23 protein-coding genes and 1 tRNA gene are annotated in these 26,258 nt (G+C 70.9%); 14 read left to right on the plus strand and 10 right to left on the minus strand.

Annotated features, from left to right (window positions below; genetic code table 11):
* Positions 1-6 precede the first annotated feature (6 nt).
* The 8 genes from ABZ642_RS13705 (at position 7) to ABZ642_RS13740 (ending at position 7,811) form a co-directional block, all read left to right on the plus strand.
* Positions 7-492 (plus strand): hotdog fold thioesterase, encoded by a 486-nt coding sequence (locus tag ABZ642_RS13705; RefSeq protein ID WP_360482037.1) that lies wholly within the window; start codon positions 7-9, stop codon positions 490-492.
* A 246-nt stretch (positions 493-738) separates the two neighbouring features.
* Complete coding sequence (locus tag ABZ642_RS13710) at positions 739-1,149, plus strand: hypothetical protein (RefSeq protein ID WP_360482040.1); 411 nt, start codon at positions 739-741, stop codon at positions 1,147-1,149.
* Positions 1,146-1,739: a Tat pathway signal sequence domain protein gene (locus tag ABZ642_RS13715; RefSeq protein WP_360482043.1), complete on the plus strand. Its 594-nt coding sequence runs from the start codon at positions 1,146-1,148 to the stop codon at positions 1,737-1,739. Before ABZ642_RS13710 ends, ABZ642_RS13715 begins: the two co-directional genes overlap by 4 nt.
* 302 nt (positions 1,740-2,041) lie before the next feature.
* Positions 2,042-3,280, plus strand: coding sequence for a branched-chain amino acid ABC transporter substrate-binding protein (locus tag ABZ642_RS13720; protein ID WP_360482046.1), 1,239 nt, complete (start codon positions 2,042-2,044; stop codon positions 3,278-3,280).
* A gap of 112 nt (positions 3,281-3,392) precedes the next feature.
* Positions 3,393-4,325 (plus strand): branched-chain amino acid ABC transporter permease, encoded by a 933-nt coding sequence (locus tag ABZ642_RS13725; RefSeq protein ID WP_360482049.1) that lies wholly within the window; start codon positions 3,393-3,395, stop codon positions 4,323-4,325.
* A 5-nt stretch (positions 4,326-4,330) separates the two neighbouring features.
* On the plus strand, positions 4,331-6,181 hold the full coding sequence (locus tag ABZ642_RS13730; RefSeq protein ID WP_360482052.1) for a branched-chain amino acid ABC transporter permease: 1,851 nt from the start codon (positions 4,331-4,333) through the stop codon (positions 6,179-6,181).
* Positions 6,182-6,186: 5 nt separating this feature from the next.
* Positions 6,187-7,098: an ABC transporter ATP-binding protein gene (locus ABZ642_RS13735; protein WP_360482490.1), complete on the plus strand. Its 912-nt coding sequence runs from the start codon at positions 6,187-6,189 to the stop codon at positions 7,096-7,098.
* Positions 7,095-7,811 (plus strand): ABC transporter ATP-binding protein, encoded by a 717-nt coding sequence (locus ABZ642_RS13740; protein ID WP_360482055.1) that lies wholly within the window; start codon positions 7,095-7,097, stop codon positions 7,809-7,811. The genes ABZ642_RS13735 and ABZ642_RS13740 overlap by 4 nt, the downstream gene beginning before the upstream one ends.
* Before the next feature lie 74 nt (positions 7,812-7,885).
* Here the strand turns inward: ABZ642_RS13740 and ABZ642_RS13745 are convergent, their stop codons facing one another.
* Positions 7,886-8,542: a response regulator gene (locus ABZ642_RS13745; RefSeq protein WP_360482057.1), complete on the minus strand. Its 657-nt coding sequence runs from the start codon at positions 8,540-8,542 to the stop codon at positions 7,886-7,888.
* A 101-nt stretch (positions 8,543-8,643) separates the two neighbouring features.
* On the opposite strand from ABZ642_RS13745, the gene ABZ642_RS13750 reads away from it, so the two are divergent.
* Together ABZ642_RS13750 and ABZ642_RS13755 are read left to right on the plus strand one after the other, a co-directional pair.
* A tRNA-Leu gene (locus tag ABZ642_RS13750) sits at positions 8,644-8,716 on the plus strand.
* A gap of 106 nt (positions 8,717-8,822) precedes the next feature.
* Positions 8,823-9,581: a helix-turn-helix domain-containing protein gene (locus ABZ642_RS13755; protein WP_360482060.1), complete on the plus strand. Its 759-nt coding sequence runs from the start codon at positions 8,823-8,825 to the stop codon at positions 9,579-9,581.
* Positions 9,582-9,596: 15 nt separating this feature from the next.
* Here the strand turns inward: ABZ642_RS13755 and pyk are convergent, their stop codons facing one another.
* Both pyk and ABZ642_RS13765 read right to left on the minus strand, forming a co-directional pair.
* Positions 9,597-11,033: a pyruvate kinase gene (gene pyk / locus ABZ642_RS13760; RefSeq protein WP_360482063.1), complete on the minus strand. Its 1,437-nt coding sequence runs from the start codon at positions 11,031-11,033 to the stop codon at positions 9,597-9,599.
* Between the two features lie 187 nt (positions 11,034-11,220).
* On the minus strand, positions 11,221-11,922 hold the full coding sequence (locus ABZ642_RS13765; protein ID WP_360482064.1) for an SIMPL domain-containing protein: 702 nt from the start codon (positions 11,920-11,922) through the stop codon (positions 11,221-11,223).
* Between the two features lie 150 nt (positions 11,923-12,072).
* Here ABZ642_RS13765 and ABZ642_RS13770 point away from each other — a divergent pair, with 150 nt between their 5' ends.
* Positions 12,073-13,878: a 5'-nucleotidase C-terminal domain-containing protein gene (locus ABZ642_RS13770; protein WP_360482066.1), complete on the plus strand. Its 1,806-nt coding sequence runs from the start codon at positions 12,073-12,075 to the stop codon at positions 13,876-13,878.
* A gap of 40 nt (positions 13,879-13,918) precedes the next feature.
* Here the strand turns inward: ABZ642_RS13770 and ABZ642_RS13775 are convergent, their stop codons facing one another.
* Entirely contained in the window at positions 13,919-15,340 is a 1,422-nt protein-coding gene (locus ABZ642_RS13775; RefSeq protein ID WP_360482069.1) for a SidA/IucD/PvdA family monooxygenase, read from the minus strand.
* Positions 15,337-16,695: an aminotransferase class V-fold PLP-dependent enzyme gene (locus ABZ642_RS13780; RefSeq protein WP_360482072.1), complete on the minus strand. Its 1,359-nt coding sequence runs from the start codon at positions 16,693-16,695 to the stop codon at positions 15,337-15,339. Before ABZ642_RS13780 ends, ABZ642_RS13775 begins: the two co-directional genes overlap by 4 nt.
* Positions 16,696-16,912: 217 nt before the next feature.
* Here ABZ642_RS13780 and ABZ642_RS13785 point away from each other — a divergent pair, with 217 nt between their 5' ends.
* Entirely contained in the window at positions 16,913-17,461 is a 549-nt protein-coding gene (locus ABZ642_RS13785) for a GNAT family N-acetyltransferase (protein WP_360482075.1), read from the plus strand.
* 70 nt (positions 17,462-17,531) lie between these two features.
* On the opposite strand, the gene ABZ642_RS13790 is transcribed toward ABZ642_RS13785, so the two are convergent.
* From ABZ642_RS13790 to ABZ642_RS13805, 4 genes are all read right to left on the minus strand, one after another.
* The gene (locus tag ABZ642_RS13790; RefSeq protein WP_360482078.1) at positions 17,532-18,365 is read right to left on the minus strand and encodes an NAD(P)H-binding protein; all 834 of its coding nucleotides are present in this window, start codon (positions 18,363-18,365) and stop codon (positions 17,532-17,534) included.
* A 113-nt stretch (positions 18,366-18,478) separates the two neighbouring features.
* Positions 18,479-20,962 carry an aminopeptidase N gene (pepN, locus tag ABZ642_RS13795; RefSeq protein WP_360482080.1) on the minus strand — a complete coding sequence of 828 codons (2,484 nt, stop codon included), beginning with the start codon at positions 20,960-20,962 and terminating at the stop codon, positions 18,479-18,481.
* Positions 20,963-21,172: 210 nt separating this feature from the next.
* Positions 21,173-21,523, minus strand: a complete 351-nt coding sequence (locus tag ABZ642_RS13800) for a chorismate mutase (protein ID WP_360482083.1) — start codon at positions 21,521-21,523, stop codon at positions 21,173-21,175.
* Positions 21,524-21,557: 34 nt separating this feature from the next.
* Positions 21,558-22,445 carry an AraC family transcriptional regulator gene (locus ABZ642_RS13805; RefSeq protein ID WP_360482493.1) on the minus strand — a complete coding sequence of 296 codons (888 nt, stop codon included), beginning with the start codon at positions 22,443-22,445 and terminating at the stop codon, positions 21,558-21,560.
* A gap of 122 nt (positions 22,446-22,567) precedes the next feature.
* On the opposite strand from ABZ642_RS13805, the gene ABZ642_RS13810 reads away from it, so the two are divergent.
* A complete protein-coding gene (locus ABZ642_RS13810; protein ID WP_360482086.1) occupies positions 22,568-24,319 on the plus strand; it encodes a beta-galactosidase family protein in 1,752 nt (583 codons plus the stop codon).
* Positions 24,320-24,448: 129 nt separating this feature from the next.
* Positions 24,449-25,339 (plus strand): hypothetical protein, encoded by an 891-nt coding sequence (locus ABZ642_RS13815; RefSeq protein ID WP_360482089.1) that lies wholly within the window; start codon positions 24,449-24,451, stop codon positions 25,337-25,339.
* A gap of 13 nt (positions 25,340-25,352) precedes the next feature.
* Here the strand turns inward: ABZ642_RS13815 and ABZ642_RS13820 are convergent, their stop codons facing one another.
* Entirely contained in the window at positions 25,353-26,258 is a 906-nt protein-coding gene (locus tag ABZ642_RS13820) for an SDR family oxidoreductase (RefSeq protein WP_360482092.1), read from the minus strand.

Genomic DNA, 26,258 nt, shown 5'->3' on the forward strand with positions numbered 1-26,258 from the left:
CGGCCCATGGGCGAGCAGCAGCGAGTGAAGTTCCCGCAGGAGGTCATCGACGAGTACGCCGCCCTCGGGGTCGACCTGCCCGCCCTGTTCTCGGCGGGCCATCTCGGCACCAGGATGGGCGTGCAGATCATCGAGGCCTCGGCGGACCGGGTCGTCGGCACCATGCCGGTGGAGGGCAACACCCAGCCGTACGGACTGCTGCACGGCGGGGCCAGCGCGGTGCTGGCGGAGACCCTGGGGTCGGTCGGGTCGATGCTGCACGGCGGCAGCTCGAAGATCGCGGTCGGCGTCGACCTGAACTGCACGCATCATCGCGGGGCCCGCTCCGGCCTGGTCACCGGCGTGGCCACGCCCGTCCACCGGGGGCGTTCCACGGCGACGTACGAGATCGTGATCAGCGACGAGGAGGGCCGCCGGGTGTGCACGGCCCGACTCACCTGCCTGCTGCGCGACCTGAAGGGCGACTCGCTCCCCTCCGCGCCCCAGGGCTGAACACCCTCGCCCCAGGATTGAGCACCGTCGCCCCGGGGTTGAGCACCGTCGCCCCCGCAGGGTTGAACACCCTCGACCCCGCAGGACCACACCGAGCGCCCTCGGCCCCGCAGGGTCGAGCACCGTCGCCCTCGCCGGACCGGGCCCGGTCCGGCCGCAGGGCTTGGACCCGCCCGCCGCCCAGGGCCGGGGCCCGTCGCCGACGGGCCCATTGCTCCCCGCCGTCCCCGCCCTTAACGTCGGCGCATGGGACGGCGAGGAGGCACCCTGCCGGGTGGAGCGACCGCACTGGGTATCGGCCTCGCCCTGCTGACCGGCTGCGGCACCACCGGTCCCACCGGCACCCCCGCTCACACCACCGCGGCCTCCACGTCGCCTTCGGCGTCACCTTCGGCAACCTCCGACGCCGCGCTGTGCGCCGCGATCGTCGCGCACTGGTCGCGCGAGGTGCTCGACAGCGGTACCTACGGCGACTACCAGTCGATGGGGCTGTCCAACGGCCAGTACGAGATCCTCCGGGACGTCGTGGACGCCGCGCGGGCCGTGAGACACCGTCAAGGTGCCGCAGCCGCCGACCAGTTGATCGAGCGTCGGTCGCGTGCCGCCTGCACCGGGCGATACCGCGACGGCGCGCCGACGGGAGGCCCCTGGCAGTGAGCGGAACGACCGGTATCGGCCCCGTCGAGCCGGGCGAGGGCACCCACGGCCGGGACCTCCCCGAGCCGGAAACCGCCCCTCCCCCGCACCCCGGCCGCCGTCGCGCCGCCCTCGCCCTGGCCACGACCGCCGCCGTACTGGCCGGCGGCGGCTACCTCTACGCGACCCGCCCGCACGACCCGCCGCCGCCCGAAGTCCCTTACCCCGCACAGACGGTGGCGTTCGCCTTCCTGGGCGACCGGCTCACTCCGCCCGGCGCCCCGATCCGCAGTTTCAGCTTCGCGGTGCGGATGAGCGTGCTGGAGGGACCACCGGTCACCGTGGACCGGATCAACCAGCCCTACGCCGGCCTCTCACTGACCGAGACGCCCCGCGCCCCCTTCCGGACGAAGGCGGGCTCGCCGCGCGACGTCACGATAACCATGCATGTGACCGACTGTGCGACGGTTCCGAAGGACGCCGGACTTCCTTTCCTTGACGTAACTCTGCGTAATACGCGCGCAATACAAGTACAGAGTTTCATCCTGGGGTCCCGCTACGCACAACACCTGTCACGCGCCCTGAAAGTCGCCTGCAGCAACGGCCGGTAAGCGCTTCGAGTAATCACCAAAAGCCCCGAGACACCTGATCCGATTACGGCGGGTCCTGCGGGTTCTCACCATGCGGACGGAGCGAATCGGCCTGAATTCCACTCTTCTCGACACCATGTACCGCTCTGCATTACCTCGTGTCATAACAAGAGCGTCACAGCATCGGTCAGACCCTCCTCCACGTTCCCTCAGCCCGCTTAGAGTCACGGCCAGTCACGGCGCCGTTGAAATCTTCACTTCGACAGGGCGCCCGACTCGACCGTTTCCACGGGGATGCGGTTGTTCAGGGGAAAGGACTGATCGTGCGTCAACGTTCGCTCATCGCCATCACCGCAGCTCTGGCAGCGGGAGCACTCACCCTCACGGCCTGCGGCTCGCGCGACAGCGGCGACAAGGGCTCCGACTCGGGCAGTGGTGGCACCACGGTCACCATCGGCGTCGACGCCCCGCTGACCGGCGACCTGTCCGCGCTCGGCCTGGGCATCAAGAACTCGGTGGACCTGGCGGTCAAGCAGGCCAACAAGAAGAAGTACGTCGACGGCGTCACCTTCAAGATCGAGGCCAAGGACGACCAGGCTCAGCCCTCCTCCGGCCAGGCCAACGCCTCCGCCTTCGTCAGCGACAACAGCGTCTACGGCGTGGTCGGCCCGCTGAACTCCTCCGTCGCCCAGTCGATGCAGAAGGTGTTCGACGACGCCAAGCTGGTCGAGGTCTCCCCGGCCAACACCAACCCGGCCCTGACCCAGGGCGACAACTGGCAGACGACGAAGGCACGGCCGTACAAGTCGTACTTCCGTACCGCGACCACGGACGCCATCCAGGGCCCGTACGCCGCGCAGTACGTGTACAACACGGCGAAGCTGACCAAGGCCTTCATCATCGACGACAAGAAGACCTACGGCGCCGGCCTCGCCGCCACCTTCACCGACGAGTTCAAGAAGCTCGGCGGCAAGGTGGTCGGCACCGAGCACATCAACCCCGACTCCAAGGACTACTCCGCGGTCGTCACCAAGGTGAAGAACTCGGGCGCCACCGTGGTCTACTACGGCGGCGAGTACCCGCAGGCCGGTCCGCTGAGCAAGCAGCTCAAGGCCGCGGGCGCCAAGATCCCCCTGGTCGGCGGTGACGGCATCTACGCCGACGACTTCATCAAGCTGGCGGGCACCGCCGCCACCGGCGACATGGCCACCTCGGTCGGCGCCCCGGTCGAAACCCTCGACTCCGCCAAGGAGTTCGTCGACAACTACAAGGCCGGCGGCTACACGGAGGCGTACGGCGCCTACGGCGGTTACTCCTACGACTCCGCCTGGTCGATCATCGAGGCCGTGAAGAAGGTCGTCGACGACAACGGCGGCAAGCTGCCGTCCGACGCCCGCGCGAAGATCACCGCCGCGGTGCAGAACGTCTCCTTCGACGGTGTGACCGGCAAGGTCTCCTTCGACGAGTACGGTGACGCGACCAACAAGCAGCTCACCGTCTACAAGGTCACGGGCGGAGCCTGGAAGGCCGCTACCTCCGGCACGTACACGCCGAGCAGCTGACCCACACCCGCCGCAGCACCGAGCCGCGCGGGGCGCTGTTCCACTGGCGCCCCGCGCGGACTCGCATCCGGCCTCATCCGTCGAACTTTCCGAACGTCTCGGAGGACATGCGGTGAACGAACTGCCGCAGCAGCTGGTCAACGGCCTGCTACTGGGATCCATGTACGGGCTGGTCGCCATCGGCTACACGATGGTCTATGGCATCGTCCAGCTCATCAACTTCGCCCACGGCGAGATCTTCATGACCGGCGCCTTCGGCGCGCTCACGGTCTACGCGTATGTACTGCCCGGCGGCACCTCGATGTGGGTGGCGCTGCCGCTGATGCTGGTGGGCGCGATCATCGTGGCCGTCCTGGTCGCCGTGGGAGCGGAACGGTTCGCCTACCGTCCGCTGCGCACCGCCCCACGTCTCGCCCCCCTCATCACCGCCATCGGCCTCTCGCTGGCCCTCCAGCAGGCGGTGTGGGCCTGGTACCCCGAGGCGAAGTCCGCCCGGACCTTCCCGACCATCCCGGGCGGCCCCTTCAACATCGGCAACGTCACGATCCAGACCGGTGACATCTTCCTGGTGGTCGTGGCCCCGCTCAGCATGGCCTTCCTCGCCTACTTCGTGATGCGCACCCGCACCGGCCGGGGCATGCAGGCCACCGCCCAGGATCCGGACACCGCGAAGCTGATGGGCGTCAACACCGACCGCATCATCGTGATCGCGTTCGCCCTCGGTGCCGCCTTCGCCGCCGTCGGCGGTGTCGCCTACGGCCTCAAGTACGGCCAGATCGACTTCAAGATGGGCTTCCTGCTCGGTCTGAAGGCCTTCACCGCAGCCGTCCTCGGCGGCATCGGCAACATCTACGGCGCCATGCTCGGCGGACTCGTCCTCGGCGTCGCCGAGGCCCTGTCGACCGCCTACATCTCGAACATCCCCGGCATGGGCCAGTTCGGCAGCCAGTCCTGGGCCGACGTCTGGGCGTTCGTACTCCTCATCCTCGTACTGCTGTTCAGGCCACAGGGTCTGCTCGGCGAACGCGTCGCGGACAGGGCGTGACACCGATGACCACAGAGACCACCGCATCCGAGACCCCCGAGACCCCGGGGTCCCCCGAGACCGAGAGCGCCCCCGCGCCCGCCGCGTCCGGCCTCATCGGTCTGCCCACCCCGCTGGGCCGGGCCCTCGCCACCGGCGGCGGCGCCCTCGCCGTCATCTCCACGTTCATGTCCTGGACCTGGACCTCCGCGTTCCCCGGTGACCTCACGGTCTACGGCTACCCGGGCGGCCTGCAGGTCCTGGTCCTGATCGGCGGCCTCCTCACCACCCTGTTCGGTCTCGCCTCCTACGGCGTGCGGGGCCTGAACGCGCTGACGCCGGGCAGCGCCGACAGCGCGCTGAAGATGGCCGCGGTCGGCACCTTCGCCACCGCCTGGTACACCGTCATCGCCATCAGCGACGAGCTCGGCGGTGTGGTCAACCTGGACCCGGGCGGCTTCGTCGTCGCGATCGCCACGCTCGCCGCCCTGGTCGGCGCGCTGGCCCTGCCGTTCGAGCGACCGGAGCCCGACCCGGTCGACCCGGACGACACCGGCTGGGAGCTGCTCAGGCACAAGTCCCGGCAGAACTGGAGCACCTTCCGCGCGTCCTTCGCCGCCAAGGCCCCGGCCCCGAGCCGCCCGCTGCCCTCCTGGGCCGAGATCCTGGTGATCGTCGCGGCCATGGCCGTCGGCCTGATCGTCTTCAGCTACGGCGTCGGCACGTCGTACGACGAGCTGTTCATCGGCTTCCTCCTCACGGCCGGTTTCGGTTTCGCCGCCCTCTCCAAGGCCGGGATCGTGGCCCGGGTCTCGGCGATCACCGCGAAGCACCGGAACATCACCATGACCGGCGCCTTCCTGGCCGCCGCCGCCTTCCCGTTCACCCAGTCCAACGACCAGTACGCGACGATCGGCGTCTACATCCTGATCTTCGCGACCGTCGCCCTCGGCCTGAACATCGTCGTCGGCCTCGCCGGCCTGCTCGACCTCGGTTACGTCGCCTTCCTCGGTGTCGGCGCCTACACCGCGGCCCTGGTCTCCGGCTCGCCGTCCTCGCCGCTGCACGTGCAGTGGCCGTTCTGGGCGTCGGCGCTGCTCGGCGCGGCCGTCGCGATGGTCTTCGGTGTCGTCATCGGCGCGCCGACACTGCGACTGCGCGGCGACTACCTGGCCATCGTGACGCTCGGCTTCGGTGAGATCTTCCGTATCACCGTCCTCAACCTGGACGGCACTTCGGGCCCGGACGTCACCAACGGCTCCAACGGCATCTCCTCGATCCCGAACCTGGACATCCTCGGCTTCGACTTCGGCGCCGAGCACCAGATCCTCGGCTCCACCATCGGCCGGTTCGCCAACTACCTGCTGCTGATGCTGATCATCACGCTCATCGTGGTCATCGTCTTCCGGCGCAGCAGCGACTCCCGCATCGGCCGCGCCTGGGTCGCCATCCGCGAGGACGAGACCGCCGCGCTCGCCATGGGCATCAACGGCTTCCGGGTCAAGCTGATCGCGTTCGCCCTGGGCGCCTGCCTCGCCGGCCTCTCCGGCTCGGTCCAGGCACACGTCACCTACACGGTGACCCCGGAGCAGTACCAGTTCGCCTACGTCGTACCCCCCAACTCGGCCTTCCTGCTGGCCGCGGTGGTACTCGGCGGCATGGGCACCATCTCCGGGCCACTGGTCGGCGCGTCCCTGCTCTACCTGATCCCGGCCAAGCTGCAGTTCCTCGGCGACTACCAGCTCTTCGCCTTCGGCGTGGCGCTCATCCTGCTGATGCGCTTCCGCCCGGAGGGCCTCATCCCCAACCGGCGCCGCCAGCTCGAGTTCCACGAAGACGCCGAAGCGCCCGCCGTCCTCACCAAGGCAGGGGCGTGACCACGATGACCACCGACACCACCGTCCAGGACGCCGCGTCCGGCGCCACCGACCCCGGCGAGACCGTGCTCGACGCACGCGGCGTGACCATGCGCTTCGGCGGCCTGACCGCCGTCCGCAATGTGAACCTCACCGTCAACAGCGGCGAGATCGTCGGTCTGATCGGCCCCAACGGCGCCGGCAAGACCACCTTCTTCAACTGCCTGACCGGCCTGTACATCCCCACCGAGGGCGAGGTCCGCTACAAGGGCCAGGTGCTGCCGCCGAAGTCCTTCAAGGTCACGGCGGCCGGTATCGCCCGTACCTTCCAGAACATCCGGCTGTTCGCCAACATGACGGTCCTGGAGAACGTCCTGGTCGGCCGGCACACCCGCACCAAGGAGGGCCTGTGGTCCGCGCTGCTGCGCGGCCCCGGCTTCCACCGCGCCGAAGCGGCCTCCCGGGCCCGGGCCATGGAACTCCTGGAGTTCGTCGGCCTGGAGCGCAAGGCCGAGCACCTGGCCCGCAACCTGCCCTACGGCGAGCAGCGCAAGCTGGAGATCGCGCGCGCCCTCGCCAGCGAGCCGGGGCTGCTGCTGCTCGACGAGCCGACGGCCGGCATGAACCCGCAGGAGACCCGGACCACCGAGGAACTGGTCTTCAAGATCCGCGACAGGGGCATCGCCGTCCTCGTCATCGAGCACGACATGCGCTTCATCTTCAACCTCTGCGACCGGGTCGCGGTCCTGGTACAGGGCGAGAAGCTCATCGAGGGCGACAGCGCGACCGTGCAGGGCGACGACCGGGTCATCGCCGCGTACCTCGGCGAGCCGTTCGAGAACGCGCCCGGTGACGAGGAGGCCGCCGAGGTCGAGGCGGCCGAGGCGCATGCCGAGTCCACGACCGACGCCGTGCCCGGCAAGGAGAACGACCGATGACCGCACTGCTCGAAGTAGAGGACCTGCGGGTCGCCTACGGCAAGATCGAGGCCGTCAAGGGCATCTCCTTCAAGGTCGAGGCCGGCCAGGTCGTCACCCTGATCGGCACCAACGGCGCCGGCAAGACGACGACCCTGCGCACGCTGTCCGGGCTGCTCAAGCCGGTCGGCGGGCAGATCCGGTTCAACGGCAGGTCGCTGAAGAAGATCCCGGCGCACAACATCGTCTCGCTGGGCCTGGCCCACTCCCCCGAGGGCCGGCACATCTTCCCGCGCATGACCATCGAGGACAACCTGCGCCTCGGTGCGTTCCTGCGCAACGACAAGCCGGGCATCGAGAAGGACATCCAGCGGGCGTACGAGCTGTTCCCGATCCTCGGCGAACGGCGCAAGCAGGCCGCGGGCACCCTCTCCGGCGGTGAGCAGCAGATGCTCGCGATGGGCCGGGCGCTGATGTCCCAGCCCAAGCTGCTGATGCTGGACGAGCCGTCCATGGGGCTGTCGCCGATCATGATGCAGAAGATCATGGCGACGATCGCGGAGCTGAAGTCCCAGGGCACGACGATCCTGCTGGTCGAGCAGAACGCGCAGGCGGCGCTGTCGCTGGCCGACCAGGGGCACGTCATGGAGGTCGGCAACATCGTCCTGTCGGGGACCGGACAGGACCTGCTGCACGACGAGTCGGTCCGCAAGGCCTACCTGGGCGAGGACTGACACCAGGGTTCGATACGCCGAGGCCCGCGCTCCCTTCTCCGGAGCGCGGGCCTCGGCGTCGCTACGACGGCCGGTCAGCCCTTGTTGGACTTCTTCTCGTCGCTGTCCACGATGACCGCCTCCGCGACCTGCTGCATCGACATGCGGCGGTCCATCGACGTCTTCTGGATCCAGCGGAACGCGGCCGGCTCGGTCAGGCCGTACTCGGTCTGCAGGATGGACTTCGCGCGGTCGACCAGCTTGCGGGTCTCCAGGCGCAGGGTGAGGTCGGCGACCTCCTTCTCCAGCTGCTTCAGCTCGGTGAAGCGGGAGACGGCCATCTCGATCGCCGGGACCACGTCGCTCTTGCTGAACGGCTTGACGAGGTACGCCATGGCGCCCGCGTCCCGCGCCCGCTCGACCAGGTCGCGCTGCGAGAACGCGGTGAGCATCAGGACCGGGGCGATGGACTCCTCGGCGATCTTCTCGGCCGCCGAGATGCCGTCCAGCTTGGGCATCTTGACGTCCAGGATGACCAGATCGGGGCGGTGCTCGCGGGCGAGTTCGACCGCCTGCTCGCCGTCGCCGGCCTCGCCGACGACGGTGTACCCCTCCTCCTCCAGCATCTCCTTGAGGTCGAGCCGGATCAGGGCCTCGTCCTCGGCGATGACGACACGGGTCGTCAGCGGAGGCACGTGCGACTTGTCGTCGTCGGGTGCGTCGACTGGCTGGGGCGACTCGGCGGCGGTCACGGGGGCTCCTCGTTCAGGGCAGGGGTGCTGCTGACAAGAGCCTACCTAGCTGCGATAAGGTAGGGGCACAGCGGGTGACCGCTGACCTTCACATTGAAGGGGCCCCGGTAGCCCAGCGGTAGAGGCCATGGATTCAAAACCCATCCAGCGTCGGTTCGAATCCGACTCGGGGCACTTTTCCTTCAGTTCCAAGGTCACAAATCATAAGCGGATGCGCACGTTCTCGTGAACATCCGCTTATTACTGTGTGTCGCCGCGATCCATCTCGCACGTTGTTCACATGTACGACGTAAGCACACGCAAGCGAGCCCTCGCACTGGTGGCTCAGGGTCGAAGCCTGAACTCCGTCAGCAAGGAGACGGGCGTATCCCGGGCTGCGATTCGCTCCTGGCAGCACCGCCTGGAGCCGCTCCCCCGCATGGCATCTCCGGACCCCGGACCACCCGCTGACGAGCGCGCGTACGCCTACCTGCTTGGTCTCTATCTCGGCGACGGCTGCATCAGCCCCCATGTGCGCGGCACCGGGTACTACCTCAGGATCGCGTGTGCCGACGCGTGGCCGGGTCTGATGCAGCAGTGCAGCGACGCCATCACGAAAGTGCGTCCCGGCATCGGCGTCTACATCCTTCAGAAGCAGGGCTACTCAATGGTGACCAGCTACTCCCGACACTGGCCACGTCTGTTCCCGCAGCACGGCCCCGGCAAGAAACACGAGCGCCCCATCGTTGTCGAACCCTGGCAGCAGGCGATCGTCGACGCCCACCCCTGGGAATTCATCCGCGGCCTCATCCACTCCGACGGCTGCCGCATCACCAACTGGACGACCCGCATGGTCAGCGGTGAGCGGAAGCGCTACGAATACCCGCGTTACTTCTTCACCAACAAGTCCGACGACATCCGGACCCTCTACACGGACACCCTCGACAAGCTCGGCATCGGGTGGACGCACTGCACCCGCGGCGGCACCCCGTACAACATCTCCGTCGCCAGGAGAGCCGACGTGGAACTCATGGACGACCACGTCGGCCCCAAGCACTGACGGGGATCCGTCCCGTCACTTCGGGCTGTCGTCCTCGCCGATGTGGTGGACGCGCACCATGTTCGTCGAGCCGGACACCCCCGGAGGCGAGCCCGCCGTGATGACCACGATGTCGCCCTTCTCGCAGCGGCCGTACTTCAGCAGCAGCTCGTCGACCTGGTCGACCATCTTGTCCGTCGAGTCGACGTGCGGGCCGAGGAAGGTCTCGACACCCCAGGTCAGGTTGAGCTGGGAGCGGGTGGCCGGTTCCGGGGTGAAGGCGAGCAGCGGGATCGGCGAGCGGTAGCGGGACAGCCGGCGGACGGTGTCTCCCGACTCGGTGAACGCGACCAGGAACTTCGCGTTCAGGAAGTCGCCCATCTCGGCGGCGGCCCGGGCGACCGCGCCGCCCTGGGTGCGGGGCTTGTTGCTCTCGGTCAGCGGCGGCAGCCCCTTGGCGAGGATGTCCTCCTCGGCCGCCTCGACGATCTTCGCCATCGTCCGGACGGTCTCGACGGGGTACTTGCCGACGCTGGTCTCGCCGGACAGCATCACCGCGTCCGTGCCGTCGATCACCGCGTTGGCGACGTCGGAGGCCTCGGCGCGGGTGGGCCGGGAGTTGTCGATCATGGAGTCGAGCATCTGGGTGGCGACGATGACCGGCTTGGCGTTGCGCTTGGCCAGCTTGACGGCGCGCTTCTGCACGATCGGCACCTGCTCCAGCGGCATCTCCACGCCCAGGTCGCCGCGCGCGACCATGATGCCGTCGAAGGCGGCCACGATGCCCTCGATGTTCTCGACGGCCTGCGGCTTCTCCACCTTGGCGATCACCGGGAGCCGACGGCCCTCCTCGGCCATGATGCGGTGGACGTCCTCGACGTCCTGGCCGCTGCGTACGAAGGACAGGGCGATCACGTCGAAGCCGGTGCGCAGCGCCCACCGCAGGTCGGCCTCGTCCTTGTCGGACAGGGCCGGGACGGAGACGGCGACGCCGGGGAGGTTGAGGCCCTTGTGGTCGGAGACCATGCCGCCCTCGACGACCGTGGTGTGCACTCGGGGTCCGTCGACGTGGGTGACCTCCAGGCAGACCTTGCCGTCGTCGACGAGGACGCGCTCACCGGGGGTGACATCGCCGGCCAGACCGGCGTACGTCGTCCCGCACTGCCGGCGGTCGCCCTCGGCGCCCTCCTCCACCGTGATGACGAAGGAGTCGCCGCGTTCGAGGAGTACCGGTCCCTCGGTGAAGCTGCCGAGGCGGATCTTCGGGCCTTGAAGGTCGGCGAGCATCCCGACGCTGCGACCGGTCTCGTCGGAGGCCTTGCGGACACGCTGGTAGCGCTCCTCGTGCTCGGCGTAGCTGCCGTGGCTGAGGTTGAATCGGGCGACGTCCATTCCGGCCTCGACCAGGGCCTTGATCTGGTCGTACGAGTCGGTGGCGGGCCCCAGAGTACAAACGATCTTTGCTCGGCGCATACTTCGAGCCTAGGCCTTACCGGCGGGTAGAGAATTGGTCGCACATGACGACCCAACAACCTTTGAGTGAAGGCCTATTGACAAGTGTTGAATTGTGCGGTGACCCGCTCCGATGAGCATCTCGCACATGTTGAACGCAGGAATGCCGCCGCTCATACATTCGAAATACCGAACGGGCGCCTCGTGGTCACAGCTCCGGCGGCGCCATCGTGAATCGCGCGCCGACCTGAGCGGTCACGCGCAGTCGCGGAGGTTCGAGATCGAGGGGTTCGGCGGGCTCGGCGGTTTCGGCGGCGGCCGCCATCCGGCGGACCCCGCCGCCGAAAGCCGCCCGGCGCGGCTGAGGACCGTCGGTCCCCGTGTCGGCAAGCTCGACCAGGGAGGCCAGGGAGGTGCCGAGGGCGCTCGCGTACTCCCGGGCGCGCTGCACCGCCTCGGCGACCGCCTGCCGCCGCGCCTCGCCGTGCACGGGTGAGTCGGGACGCAGCGACCACCAGGGGCCGTCGACCCGGGTCAGCTCCAAGTCGGCGATTCTCGTGACGAGTTCGCCGAGGACGGTGAAGTCCGCGAACTCGGCGGTGAGCTGTACCCGCCCGTGATAGCCGCGCACCCGTTCGCCCCGCCCGCGCTCGGCGAACTCGGGGGCGATCGAGAAGGTCCCGGTCGACAGCCGTTCCACCGCGTCGCCGTACGACTTGATGAGGTCGAGGGCGGCGGTGTTGCGGCGGGTGAGGTCGTCCAGGGTGGAACGGCGGTCGCGGCCACGGGCGGCGACCGTGACGCCGATGCGGGCGAGTTCGGGCTCGACCTCCAACTCGGCCTCGCCGCGGACGACGAGAAGCGGGGCGTCGGGCGTGCCGGCCGGCCGGTGTTCCTCAGGTGAGGTCATACGCCCCACTCTGTCATGTCATCCCCGCTTGTGCGGCCCGCAGTTCACCGTTCAGGTCACCAGATCGCAACCTCCCGGACCTGTTGCCGTCGGTCCTGCCCGAGACAGAATCTACGCGCGTCGTTGACCATTTCCCGAGGAGATCAAGACATGCCCTTGAATCGCCGGAAGTTCCTGACGAAGTCCGCCGCCACCGGCGCGGGAGTGGCGGTCGCCGGAGTGGCGGCGGCTCCGGCGCGGGCCGCCGAGGCCTCCCCGAAGCCCGCCAAGCACCCCAAGCGGTACTCCCTCACCGTCATGGGCACCACCGACCTGCACGGAAACGTCTTCAACTGGGACTACTTCAAGGACGCGGAGTACACCGACGCCAAGGGCAACGCGCTGGGTCTGGCGCGCGTCTCGACCCTGGTGAACCAGGTGCGCGAGGAGAAGGGCCGTCGCAACACGCTGCTGCTGGACGCCGGTGACACCATCCAGGGCACCCCGCTGACGTACTACTACGCCAAGGTCGACCCGATCACCGCCAAGGGCGGCCCGGTGCACCCGATGGCACAGGCCATGAACGCGATCGGGTACGACGCGGCGGCGCTCGGCAACCACGAGTTCAACTACGGCATCGAGACCCTGCGCAGGTTCGAGGACCAGCTGCGCTTTCCGCTGCTCGGCGCCAACGCGGTCGACGCGAAGACCCTGAAGCCCGCCTTCCCGCCGTACTTCATGAAGAAGTTCCACGTCCCGGGCGCCCCGCCGGTCAAGGTCGCCGTGCTCGGCCTGACCAACCCGGGCATCGCGATCTGGGACAAGGCCTACGTGCAGGGCAAGCTGGCCTTCCAGGGGCTCGAGGAGCAGGCCGCGAAGTGGGTGCCCAAGCTGAAGGCGATGGGCGCGGACGTGGTCGTGGTCTCGGCCCACTCCGGCACCTCGGGCACCTCGTCCTACGGCGACCAGGTGCCCTACGTCGAGAACGCGGCCGCGAACGTGGCCAGGCAGGTGCCGGGCATCGACGCCATCCTGGTCGGCCACGCGCACGTGGAGATCCCGGAGCTGAAGGTCACCAACGAGGCCACCGGCAGGACCGTCGTCCTCTCCGAGCCGCTGTGCTACGCCGAGCGCCTCACCCTCTTCGACATCGAGCTGGTGTTCGCCAAGGGCAGGTGGGAGGTGGAGTCGGTCGCCGCCTCGCTGCGCAACTCCAACACGGTCGCCGACGACCCGAAGATCACCCGGCTGCTGAAGGACGAGCACGCCAAGGTGGTGGCGTACGTCAACCAGGTCGTCGGCTCCGCCACCGAGACCCTCACCACGGTCGAGGCCCGCTACCGGGACGCCCCGATCATCGACCTGATCACCAAGGTCCAGGAGGACGTGGTCAAGGCGGCCCTGGCGAGCACCGAGTACGCCGCGCTCCCCGTGCTCGCGCAGGCCTCGCCGTTCTCCCGGACCTCCCAGATCCCGGCCGGCGAGGTCACCATCCGGGATCTGTCCAGCCTCTACGTCTACGACAACACCCTGGTCGCCAAGGTGATGACGGGCGCTCAGCTCCGCGCCTACCTGGAGTACTCGGCGGAGTACTTCGTGCAGACGGCGGCCGGCGCGCCTGTCGACGTGGAGAAGCTGACCAACGCGGGCAACCGTCCGGACTACAACTACGACTATGTCTCGGGCCTGCGGTACGAGATCGACATCGCGCAGCCGGCCGGGTCCCGGATCAGGAACCTCACCTACGACGGTGCGGCCCTCGACGACGCCCGGCAGTTCGTGCTCGCGGTGAACAACTACCGTGCCAACGGCGGTGGCGCGTTCCCGCACGTGGCCTCGGCCAAGGAGCTGTGGTCGGAGTCGACGGAGATCCGCACCCGGATCGCGGAGTGGGTGACCGCCAAGGGCGTCCTGGACCCGAAGGACTTCGCGTCGGCGGACTGGAAGCTGACCCGCGACGGCACGCCGGTGTTCTGACGTGGCGGAGGGCGCCGGTCCCCGTACCGGCGCCCGTCGCTCAGTCGACCAGCGGGGTGAGCTGCCTCGGCCGCTGCCCGTTCTGTGTCGGAACCCTCTCCTCCGACCGATCCAGGCCGAAGCTGGTGAAGGCCGTGCGGGTGGGCAGCGGGTAGGGCTCCTTGCCGGTCAGGGAGTTGAGGATGGTGGCGCTGCGCCAGGCGGCGAGGCCCAGGTCGGGGGCGCCGACACCATGGGTGTGCAGTTCGGCGTTCTGCACGTACGCGGATCCGGTCACCGACGGGTCGAGGACGAGCCGGAACCGCTCGTCCACGCGCGGGCGTTCGCTGCTGTCCCGGCGCAGATAGGGGTCGAGCCCGGCGAGCAGCCGGCCCAGGGGGCGCTCGCGGTAGCCGGTGGCCAGCACCACGGCGTCGGTGGCGAGCCGGGAGCGGCTGCCCTGCTGGAGGTGTTCCAGGTGGAGTTCGATCTTGGTGGTGGCGATGCGTCCGGCCGTTCGGACCTGGACCCCGGGCGTGAGGACGGCGTCGGGCCAGCCGCCGTGCAGGGTGCGGCGGTAGAGCTCGTCGTGGATGGCGGCGATGGTGTCGGCGTCGATGCCCCGGTGCAGCCGCCACTGGGAGGCGACCATCCGGTCCCGGACGGGCTCGGTCAGGGCGTGGAAGTAGCGGGTGTGGTCGGGCGTGAAGTGTTCCAGGCCGAGTTTGGAGTACTCCATGGGCGCGAAGGCCTCGCTGCGTCCGATCCAGTGCAGCTTCTCGCGGCCGGCCGGGCGGTGCCGCAGCAGGTCGAGGAAGACCTCGGCGCCGGACTGTCCGGAGCCGACGACGGTGACATGCTCGGCGGCGAGGAAGGCCTCCCGGTGGTCGAGGTAGTCGGCCGCGTGCACGACGGGCACGCCCGGTGCCTCCACCAGGGGCTTGAGCGGGTCGGGCACGTGGGGAACCGTGCCGACCCCGAGCACGACGTTCTTCGTGTACGTACGGCCCAGGGCCTCGGCCTCCCCCTCGGCGTCGAGCTGGGTGAAGTCGACCTCGAACAGGTCCCGTTCGGAGTTCCAGCGGACCGCGTCCACCTGGTGCGAGAACCGCAGCCCGGGCAGGCTCTCGGCGACCCAGCGGCAGTACGCGTCGTACTCGGCGCGCCGGATGTGGAAGCGCTCGGCGAAGTAGAACGGGAAGAGCCGGTCGCGGGACTTCAGGTAGTTCAGGAACGACCAGGGGCTGGCGGGGTCGGCGAGGGTCACCAGGTCGGCCAGGAACGGGACCTGGATGGTGGCTCCGTCGATCAGCAGCCCGGGGTGCCAGTCGAAGCCGGGGCGCTGCTCGTAGAAGACGGCGTCCAGTTCGGCGAGGGGGTGGGCGAGGGCGGCGAGGGAGAGGTTGAACGGTCCGACGCCGATGCCGACCAGGTCGCGGGGTGCTTCCGGCTCCTGGTGTGGGGGGGTGGGCAGCGAGCTCATTGGGGCGTCGTTCCTTCCACGAGTTTGAGGAGGACGGCCAGTTCGTCCGGCCGGGTGTGGGGGTTGAGGAGGGTGGCCTTGAGCCAGAGCCGGCCGTCGAACCGGGCTCGGCCGAGGACGGCCCGGCCGTCGTGCAGCAGCCTGCGCCGTATGCCGGCGACGTCCTCGTCGGTGGCTCCGGTGGGGCGGAACAGAACCGTGCTGATGTTCGGGCGGTCGTAGAGTTCAAAACCGGGGTGCTCCTGGACCAGGGCCGCGAACTCCCGGGCCCGTGCGCACACCTGGTCGACCAGTGCGCCGAGTCCGGAGCGGCCCAGGGTCCGGAGGGTGACCGCGATCTTGAGGACGTCGGGGCGCCGGGTGGTGCGCAGGGACCGGCCCAGCAGGTCGGGGTAGCCGGCCTCGGTGTCGTCGTCGGCGTTGAGGTAGTCGGCGCGGTGGTGGAGCACGCCGAACTCGGCCGGGCGGGCGACCGCGAGGAGGCCGGCGGCGACCGGCTGCCAGCCGAGTTTGTGCAGGTCGAGGGTGACGGTGTGGGCACGCTCCAGACCGGCGAGCTTGTCCCGGTGCCGGTCGCTGAAGGCGAGGCCGCCCCCGTAGGCGGCGTCGACGTGCAGCCGGGCCCCGTGGGCCGCGCACAGGCCGGCGATCTCGGGGAGCGGGTCGATGAGACCGGCGTCGGTGGTGCCGGCGGTGGCGGCCACGACGAACGGTTTCGGCAGGTGGGCGAGGGCGGCGTGCAGGGCGGCCGGGTCGAGGGTGCCGTTCGGCGCCGGGACCACGACCGGGTCGGGCAGGCCCAGCAGCCAGGCGGCCCGGGGCAGCGAGTGGTGGGCGTTGGCGCCGCAGATCAGCCGGGCACCGCTGCCCAGGGCCTCGCGGGCGAGGAGCAGGGCGAGTTGGTTGGACTCGGTGCCGCCGCTGGTGACCACGGCGTCGGAGAGGCCGATGGCATGGGCGAGGGTGCGGGTGACCATGGCCTCCAGGGCGGAGGCGGCCGGGGCCTGGTCCCAGGAGTCCAGCGAGGGGTTGAGGGCGCTCGCGGCGAGGTCGGCGGCGGTGGCGACGGCGAGCGGCGGGCAGTGCAGATGCGCCGCGCACAGCGGGTCGGCGGGGTCGGCCGCGCCCGCCGCGAGGACGGTCACCAGGGTGCGCAGGGCGTCGGGGTCGCCGTCGTCCGGGAGTACGTCTCCGACGGCGTCCGCGACCCGCTCGGCGACCGCCTCCGGACCGCCTGCCGGCAGCGGTCCGCCGCGGGCCCGGCCGCCGTCGCGCAGCGCGTCGAGCACCGTGTCGAGCAGGGGCCGCAGGGCGTCGGGGCCCTGGGGTCCGGATGCGAGGGGCGGCGTGCTCATGGGTCTCCTCGGGGCGCCGGCCGAAAGGGGTTGTCCATGGGGGGAGTTCCAGCTTGTACGGGATTGGGTCTGCGCGCCCCCAAAGCTCAACGATCGAGACCCGAAAGTGGGTACTGCCGTGCGGGGAAAACTTGTCGGGGCGGTGTGCCCGGGGTGCGTCGGAGCAGGCGGCGACGGGGCGTTGAGGCCGGGGCTGACCGGGGTTAACGTCGGTCGGGTGGTTGACGCGTGGATGATCGACGTGCCCGGTGAGCGGGTGCTGGTGCGGGAGCCGCTGCCCTCGGACGAGGCGTCGCTGCTCGACCTGTTCGAGGCGTGCGAGGACTGGTTCGTGGCGGCGACGGGACTGCCGTCCGGGCCGGGCGACGTGCAGAGCCTGTTCTACGGCCTCCCCGAGGGCGCCGACCCGGATGACAAGGTGCTGCTCGTGCTGGAACGGGACGGGGTCGTCTCGGGCCTGGTGGACGCGGTACGCAACCATCCGGTGCCCGGGGCGGTCGCGGTGGGCCTGTTCCTGCTGGCGCCCTGGGCACGGGGCCGGGGCCTCGGGCGGGCGCTGGCCGAGTCGCTGCTCGCGCACGCCGAGGGGGTGTCCCTGGTGACGGCGAGCGTGCCGCCGGGCTGGCGGTCCGGGGAGTGCTTCCTGGAGCGCCTCGGCTTCACGCTGGGCGTGGAGGCGCCCAGGGCGACCGAGGTGGGCAACCGCCGCGCGGGGCCCCGGGAAGGGGGCGTGCGGCGGGCGGAGCTGCGGCCGGCGACGGGCTGAGGGCCCTGGTCAGGACGTCGGAACCTGCGAGGCCGTCAGGATCTCGCGGTCTTCGAGGCCGTCAGGGACGTCAGGGCTGGAAGTCGGTCGCGTGGTCCTCGGCCCACTGCTCGAACGTGCGGGCCGGGCTGCCGGTGATCTCCTCGACGGTGGCGGTGATCTCGGGAGCGACGCCTACGGTGTCCGCGAAGGTCTTCAGGAGGCCCCTGACCAGCTCCGGCGGTGTCTGCGGGAAGAGCAGCGGGCCCGCCTCCTCCGGTCCCACCTCGACGAAGGCCAGGTCCCGGCCGACGGCCCGCCCGATCGCGGCGATCTGGTCGGTGTTGGTGGTCGCGGCGGGGCCGGTGAGGCGGTGGACGGCACCCTCGTGGCCGTCGTCGAGGAGGGCGCGTTCCGCGACGGCGGCGATGTCGTCCTCGTGGATGGGGGCCGTGAGCATGTCGGCGAAGACACCGCGGACGGTGTCGCCGGCCCGGATCTGGGGCGCCCACTGGAGGGCGTTGGTGGCGAACGCGTTGGGGCGTAGGAACGTCCAGGCGAGGCCGCTGTCGCGGATCTGCCGCTCGGCGGTGGCGTGCATGGCGTGGATCGGGTGGGACTCGTCGGCGCCCTCCCGGATGATCCCGGAGGAGAGCAGGACGGCCTGCCGCACCCCGGCCGTGCGGGCCGCGTCCAGCAGCTCGGGCATCCGACCGCCCGCGCCCTGGACGTACAGGAAGACCTTGTCCGCGCCCTCGAACAGGGCGGCCTGGTCGTCCGGCCGGAACCTCACCACCTCGGCCTTGTCGGGCAGGCCGGCCGTCTCCGGGGCGCGGGTCAGGGCCCGCACGGCCCGTCCGTCGGCGACGAGACGTGCGACGAGGGCGCGGCCGACGTTGCCGGTGGCACCGGTGACTACGATCACGGTTCTCTCCCTGGGGCTCTGGTGCTCCTTCGACACCGAGCCTAGGAGCGGCGACCGGTCCCCGCATCGTCATCGGGGACCAGCCGCGCCCGTGTCGCCCCAGGTCCGCCGCCCTACGCCTCGCGGACCCGCAACGCCCGTTCCAGGTCGTCGAGTTCGTCGGTCAGCCGGCGGCGCAGGGCCGTGACCGGGTCGGTGTCGCGCAGACAGGCCCGGCCCAGGGCGAGGTTCTCGGCGTCGACGGCGTGGGTGGGGAAGGCCTCCCGGCCGGCGGCGACCGCGATGGCGGGGCCGCGCCGGGCGGCGACGGCGGCCGCGTCCCCGTAGTACCGCGGCACGTACTCCCGGACCAGGTCGGCCTGTTCGGGGTGCCAGAAGCCCTGGGCGGTGGCGGTGAACAGGTAGTTGGACAGGTCGTCCGTGCTGAACATCGCCTCCCAGGCCCTGCGCTTGGCCTCCGGGTCGGGCAGTGCGGCCCGGCAGCGGGCGGCGCCCTCCTGGCCGCTGGCGCTGGGGTCGCGGGCCAGCTCGGCGGCGATCTGCGCCTCGTCGGTGGCGCCGAGGACGGCGAGCCGGCCCAGGATGCGCCAGCGCAGCTCGGGGTCGAGCTCGGGGCCGCCCGGCACGGTGCCCTCGGCGAGCCAGGCGGCGATGGTGTCGGGGTGGGCGGCCGCGCGGACGAAGTGCCGTACGGCGATCAGGCGCAGGCCGGGGTTGTCGCCGTCCTCGGTGCGCCGGATGAAGTCGCGGCACAGGGCGGAGACGGTGGCGAGGGCGGCCGGGCGGTCCTCGGGCCTGAGGTACCGGTCGACGACATGGACCGCGGTGAAGGCCAGTACGCCCTGGACGAGGGCGAGGTCGGTCTCGCGCGGGAGATGGACGCGGGCGGTCTCCAGGTAGTCGGCGGGTGCGAGTTCGCCGTCGCGGACCGCGTCCCGCAGGGCGTTCCACACCACCGCGCGGGTGAGTGGGTCGGGCAGGCCCGACAGGACGGCGCGGACGGTCCTGGCGGACTCGGCGTCGAAGCGGACCTTGGCGTAGGTCAGGTCGCCGTCGTTGAGCAGGATCAGCGCGGGGCTCTTGCCCAGGGCCTGTGGGGCGCTCTGCGGGACGTCGAGGTCGATGCGCTCGCGCAGGGTCAGCCGGCCCTCGTCGGCGAGGTCCCGGTCGTAGACGCCGACGCAGACGCGGTGCGGGCGGCTGCCGGTGCGCTCGACGGTCAGGGTGCGGGTGCCGTCGGGGGCGGTGGCGAGGACCGGGGTGAGGGTGTCGACGCCGGTGGTGCGCAGCCAGGCGTCGGCCCAGGCGGGCACGTCACGCTCGGTGGCGGCGGCGAGGGAGTCGATGAAGTCGGCCAGGGTGGCGTTGCCGAACCGGTGCCGCCGGAAGTGGATGTTGATGCCGGCGAGGAAGTCCTTCTCGCCCATCCAGGCGACCAGCTGGCGCAGTGCGGAGGCGCCCTTGGCGTAGGAGATGCCGTCGAAGTTGAGCAGGGCGGCGGCGGTGTCGTCGACGGCCTCGGGGGCGACCGGGTGAGTGGAGGGGCGCTGGTCGGCGTCGTAGCCCCAGGCCTTGCGGGAGACGCCGAAGTCGACCCAGGTCTCCGTGAAGCGGGTGGCTTCGGTGAGGGTCTGGTAGCCCATGTACTCGGCGAACGACTCGTTCAGCCAGATGTCGTCCCACCACCTGAGGGTGACGAGGTCGCCGAACCACATGTGGGCCATCTCGTGGGCGATGACCATGGCGCGGGTCTGCCGCTCGGTGTCGGTGACGGCGGAGCGGTAGACGAACTCGTCGCGGAAGGTGACCAGGCCGGGGTTCTCCATGGCGCCGGCGTTGAACTCGGGGACGAACGCCTGGTCGTAGGAGTCGAAGGGGTACGGCTCCTCGAACTTCTCGTGGTAGCGGTCGTAGCACGCGCGCGTGATGTCGAGGATCTCCTCGGCGTCGGCGTCGAGGTACGGCGCCAGCGAGCGGCGGCAGTGGATGCCGAAGGGCAGACCGCGGTGCTCGGTACGCACCGAATGCCAGGGGCCGGCGGCGACGGCGACCAGGTAGGTGGAGATCAGCGGGGTGGCGGCGGCCCGCCAGCGGCCGTCGCCGAGGTGCTCGGTGACCCCGTTGGCGAGCACGGTCCAGTCCTCGGGGGCCTTGACGGACAGCTCGAAGACCGCCTTCAGGTCGGGCTGGTCGAAGGCGGCGAAGACGCGCTGTATGTCGTCCAGGAAGAGCTGCGTGTAGACGTACGTCTCGTCGTCCGTCGGGTCGGTGAAGCGGTGCATGCCCTCGCCGGTGCGGGAGTAGCGCATCGTGGCGTCGACGCGCAGCTCGTGCTCCCCGGCGGTGAGGTTCTTCAGGGGCAGCCGGTCCTGGTCCAGCGCCCCGGGGTCGAGGGGCTGTCCGTCGAGGCTGACGGCGCGCAGTTCGACGGGCTTCATCTCGACGAAGGTGTCGCCGTCGGATCGGGCCGTGAACCTGATCACGGTCCGGGAGTCGAAGGTCTCGTCCCCGGTGGTCAGGTCGAGGTCGATCGTGTAGCGGTGGACGTCGAGGAGCTCGGCGCGGCTCTGCGCTTCGTCGCGAGTCAGTACGGACATGCGGGCCATGCTGCCCGATGACACCGACAACGCACAGAGGTGGGGGCGGTACGCGGCTTATGTCCGATCCGTAGTCGCGCGGCGGGACGGGACGGCACGGGCGGGCGCGGCACGGCCGGCGGCGGCCCGGCCGTTGCACGCCCGTTCGGGCACCGGCTCACCGCCGGCGGACCGGCGGGGCCGGGGCGCTCGTCGGGGCGTACGGCCGGGTCAGTGCGCGTCCGCGGTCCGGTCGCCGACGGTGTCCTCGGCGATGGACTCGTGGTGTCTGATCACCTCGGCGATGATGAAGTTCAGGAACTTCTCGGCGAAGGCGGGGTCGAGCTTGGCGTTCTCGGCGAGGGCGCGCAGCCGGGCGATCTGGCGGGCCTCGCGGGCCGGGTCGGCCGGGGGCAGCCGGTGGACCGCCTTGAGGCGGCCGACCTGCTGGGTGGCCTTGAAGCGTTCGGCGAGCATGTGGACGACGGCCGCGTCGATGTTGTCGATGCTGTCGCGCAGCCGGCCGAGCTCGGCGCGGACGGCGGGGTCGACGTCACCGGTACCGGTGTTGCTGGTGGTCATGGGCGTCAACCCTAAGGGGACTACCGCGTGATCACTAAGGGCCTTCACCGAGGCCGTCTCCGCCGAGGCCCTCCACGTCGAGACCGTCCTCGCCGAGGCCGTCGTTCCAGTCGTCCGGGACGGCGCGGCTCTGCTGGGCGCGGAAGCGCACGGGGGCCATGCCGACGCGGCGGGTGAACAGGCGGGAGAAGTAGGCGGGGTCGTCGTAGCCGACGCGGCGGGCCACGGCGGCCACGGACAGTTCGGTGGTGGCGAGGAGTTCCTGGGCGCGGCCGAGCCGGATGCCGATCAGGTAGTCCTTGGGGCTGCACCCGGCGATCCGGCGGACCGCGGTACGCAGCTCGGCCGGGGTCATGCCGTGCCGGGCCGCGTGGTCGGCCACGGTCATGCCGGTGCAGGCGTCCCGGGCGAGCGCCTGCAGCACCGGGTCCCCGTCGGGGGCGAGGTCGGCACGCGCGCGACGCAGGGCGACCAGGAGCTCGTGCACGGCGGCGCCGGTCTCGACCTCCAGGAGGGGGTTTCCGTGGCGGGCGGCCCGGGCGATGCGGGCGATGACGTCCCGGGGTCCGGCGGCGTCCGCGAGGGGCACCACGGGACGCTCGGGCTCGATGTAGCCGAGTTCCGTGTAGGTCGCGGTGTCGGGCCCGGTGAAGGTCACGAAGCCCTCGTCCCAGCCGCTGTCCGGGTCGGGCCCGTAGTGGTGCGGGACGCCCGGTGTCAGCCACACCAGCGCGGGCGCGGTCACCGTCGTACGGCGCCCGTCGGGTGCGCGGTACCAGCCCCGGCCGGAACTGATCACCACGGCGACGTGCCCGTCGAGCACGCGCGGGCCGACGGCGGGCACCGCGCCGTACTGGAGGCCGACGCCCTGGCAGACCAGGCCGAGACGGTGCTGGACGGGGCCGGGTGTGAAGAACCGCATCCAGGTGTGGAAGACGGGCGCCCCTCCCGGCACTGCGCGCTCCTTCTTCTCGGCTCTTCAGTCCAACTGCTGCCGATCTTTGTCCATGGTCTCGGCGCCCACCAGGGGTCCAGGGTGAACCTATGAGCGACTTCACGGTGGGCGAAACGGATTTCCTGCTCGACGGCCGCCCGGTACGGCTGCTGTCCGGCGCGCTGCACTACTTCCGGGTGCACGAGGCACAGTGGGACCACCGGCTGGCGCTGCTGCGCGCCATGGGGCTGAACTGCGTGGAGACCTACGTCCCGTGGAACCTGCACGAACCGCGCCCGGGCTCCTTCCAGGACGTCCAGGCCCTCGGCCGCTTCCTGGACGCGGCGCGGGACGCCGGCCTGTGGGCGATCGTGCGCCCCGGGCCGTACATCTGCGCGGAGTGGGAGAACGGCGGTCTGCCGCACTGGGTGACGGGCGAGCTGGGCGCCCGGGCACGCACGCGTGACGAGCGTTTCCTCCAGTACGTGGACCGCTGGTTCCGCCGGCTGCTGTCCGAGGTCGTACCCCGGCAGCTGGACCGGGGCGGCCCGGTGATCATGGTCCAGGTCGAGAACGAGTACGGCAGCTACGGCTCCGACGCCGACTACCTGGCGCACCTCACCGGCCTGCTGCGCGCGGAGGGCGTCACGGTGCCGCTGTTCACCTCGGACGGCCCCGAGGACCACATGCTCACCGGCGGCTCGGTCCCCGGGCTGCTCGCGACGGTGAACTTCGGCTCCCACGCGCGCGTGGCCTTCGAGACGCTGCGCCGGCACCAGCCGCGGGGCCCGCTGATGTGCATGGAGTTCTGGTGCGGCTGGTTCGACCACTGGGGCGGTGAGCACGTCGTACGGGACGCGGAGGACGCGACGGCGGCGCTGCGGGAGATCCTCGGCCACGGGGCCTCCGTGAACGTCTACATGGCGCACGGCGGCACCAACTTCGCCGGCTGGGCGGGCGCCAACCGGCCCGGCGGCGAGCTGCACGAGGGCCCGCTGGAGCCGGACGTGACCTCGTACGACTACGACGCGCCGATCGACGAGTACGGCCGCCCCACGGAGAAGTTCTGGCGCTTCCGGGAGGTGCTGGCCGAGTACCACGCCGAGCCGCTGCCCGAACCGCCGCCCGCCCCGGCCGTGTTGCCTTCGGCGGCGGACGTGGCGATCACCGGCTGGGCGCCCCTGGCCGGCGTCCTGGAAGCGCTCGGCGGCCCGGAACGCGTGCACGCCGTCCCGCCCACCTTCGAGGAGCTGGGCATCGGCCGGGGCCTGGTCCGCTACGAGGCGGACGTGCCGGGACCCCGCCGGCCGTATCCGCTCACCGCGCGGGGGCTGCGCGATCTGGCGGTCGTGTACGTCGACGGGGAGCGGGCCGGCGTGCTCACCGAGGAGGAACCCCAGCTCAAGAAGCCGATCGCCGGCCCCGCGCGCGTGGAGCTCTGGGTGGAGTCCCTGGGCCGCGTCAACTACGGCCCCCGCTCGGGCGAGACGAAGGGCATCACCGGCGGCCTCCTGCACGAACGCCAGTTCCTGCACGGGGTACGCGCGCGGGGGCTGGATCTGGACGCGTTCGAGGGGGGTGTGGAGGCGGTTGCCTTCGACCCGCTCCCGCAGGACGGCACGCCCGGGCTCTACCGGGGCACGGTGACGGTCCACGGCGCCGGGGACGCCCGCGTGGAACTCCCCGGCTGGACCCGGGGCTTCGTCTGGATCAACGGCTTCAACCTGGGGCGGTACTGGTCCGCCGGCCCTCAGGAGTCGCTGTACGTGCCGGGTCCGGTCCTGAGGGAGGGCACGAACGAGGTCTGGATCCTGGAACTCCAGGGGACGGACCAAGGAACGGCACGCGTAGCGCCCCTCTAGGGCGCGGGGAACTGCGCGACAAGCCCCCGCGAGCCCGCAGGCACCGAACAGCCTTCCGCCCCCGATTTTCGTCCGTCCCCCCGCATACTGAGAAAGACAGCTCCGGCGACGTCGGTGGGGGTAAGGGACGTGGCGAACGGCGGCCCGGTGGAACACGGCTACCCGCACCTGGACACCGTGCGGGCCGCCATCACGGCGTTGTACCGGCGCCTGTCGTACGACACCGTCCAGACCTTCGCGACCAGCGTGCTCCCCGCCGACGTCGCGTTCTGCGACACCGACGACCTCCACCTCGGCGCCCAGCGGGTCGCCCACGAGATGGTCCGGCACTTCCGGCTGCCGGACGCCCGGATGATCGTCGGCTTCCGGGAGATGACCCACGCGGCGAACGTCGAACTCACCGCGGGCCCCGAGTACTTCATCGAGCTGAACGACCGTTTCCGCACCCACCGCAGGGACATCGGCGCGGCCCTCGCCCACGAGGTGATGCACGTCTACCTGCACCGGCTGGACCTGTCCTTCCCGAGCACCCCGGCGAACGAGATCCTCACGGACACGGCGACCACCTACCTGGGCGCGGGCTGGCTGCTGCTCGACGCCTACCGGGAGCACGGGGAGGCGTCCCAGAAGCTCGGCTACCTCACCCCGGAGGAGTTCGGCTACGTCCTGGCGAAGCGAGCCCTGGTCTTCCATGAGGACCCGTCCGTCTGGTTCACCAGTCCGCAGGCCTACACGGCGTACGAGAAGGGCATGGCCCGGGCCCGCCAGGACGAGGAGCAGCCGCCGCTGACCGCGGCGGGCTGGGCGGGCCGCCGCCGCTACGCCCGGGACCGCCGGCACGCCCCCGCGGCCCCGGCCCCGCACTCCGGTACCCCCTACACCTTCACGCCCGACGGCGGCGGTCAGTTGCGGGTCTCGTTCCCGTGCCCCACCTGCCACCAGCGGATCAGGGTGCCGGTCCGGGGCCGGGTCCGGGCCCGGTGCTCACTGTGCCGGACGGTGCTGGAGTGCGACACGTAGGCCGACCCGCCGGTCAGGCTCCGTACACCGCCCCCGGCGCCGTCGCCTCGGCCAGCAGTTTCAGTGCCGTCTCCCCCGCCTCGGCCGGGCTCCGGCGGGCGCCCTTGCCGGCGGTCGGCCCCGCTCGCCAGCCCTCCATGACGGTGATCCGGCCGCCCTCGGTCTCGAACACCCGCCCGCTGACTCCGGCGCTCGCGGCGGAGCCCAGCCAGACCACCAGCGGGGAGACGTTCTCGGGCGCCATGGCGTCGAACCCGGAGCCCGGGGCGGCCATGGTCGCGGCGAAGGCGCGCTCGGTCATCCGGGTGCGGGCGGCCGGGGCGACGGCGTTGACCTGGACGCCGTAGCGGGCCAGTTCGGCGGCCGCGACCAGGGTGAGGCCGACGATGCCGGCCTTGGCGGCGCTGTAGTTGCCCTGCCCGACCGAGCCCAGCAGTCCGGCTCCGCTGCTGGTGTTGACGATCCGGGCCACCGGGGTGCGACCCGCCTTGGCCTCGGCCCGCCAGTGTGCGGCCGCGTGCCGCAGCGGCAGGAAGTGCCCCTTGAGGTGCACCCGCACGACCGCGTCCCAGTCGTCCTCGCCGAGGTTGACGAGCATGCGGTCGCGCAGGAACCCGGCGTTGTTCACGAGGGTGTCGAGGCGGCCGTAGGTGTCCACGGCCGTCCCGATCAGCGAGGCGGCGCCGGCGGTGGTCGCGATGTCACCGCCGTGCGCGACCGCCTCACCGCCGGCCGCGCGGATCTCGTCCACGACGGCCCCGGCGGGACTGTCCGGGCCCGGCACGCCGTCGAGGCCGACACCGAGGTCGTTGACCACGACCCGGGCGCCCTCGGCGGCGAAGGCCAGCGCGTGGGCCCGGCCGAGCCCGCGCCCGGCGCCGGTGACGACCACGACCCGGCCCGCGCAGATTCCGCTCAT

This window comes from Streptomyces sp. NPDC007157 (assembly GCF_040634235.1).
GTDB lineage: Bacteria > Actinomycetota > Actinomycetes > Streptomycetales > Streptomycetaceae > Streptomyces.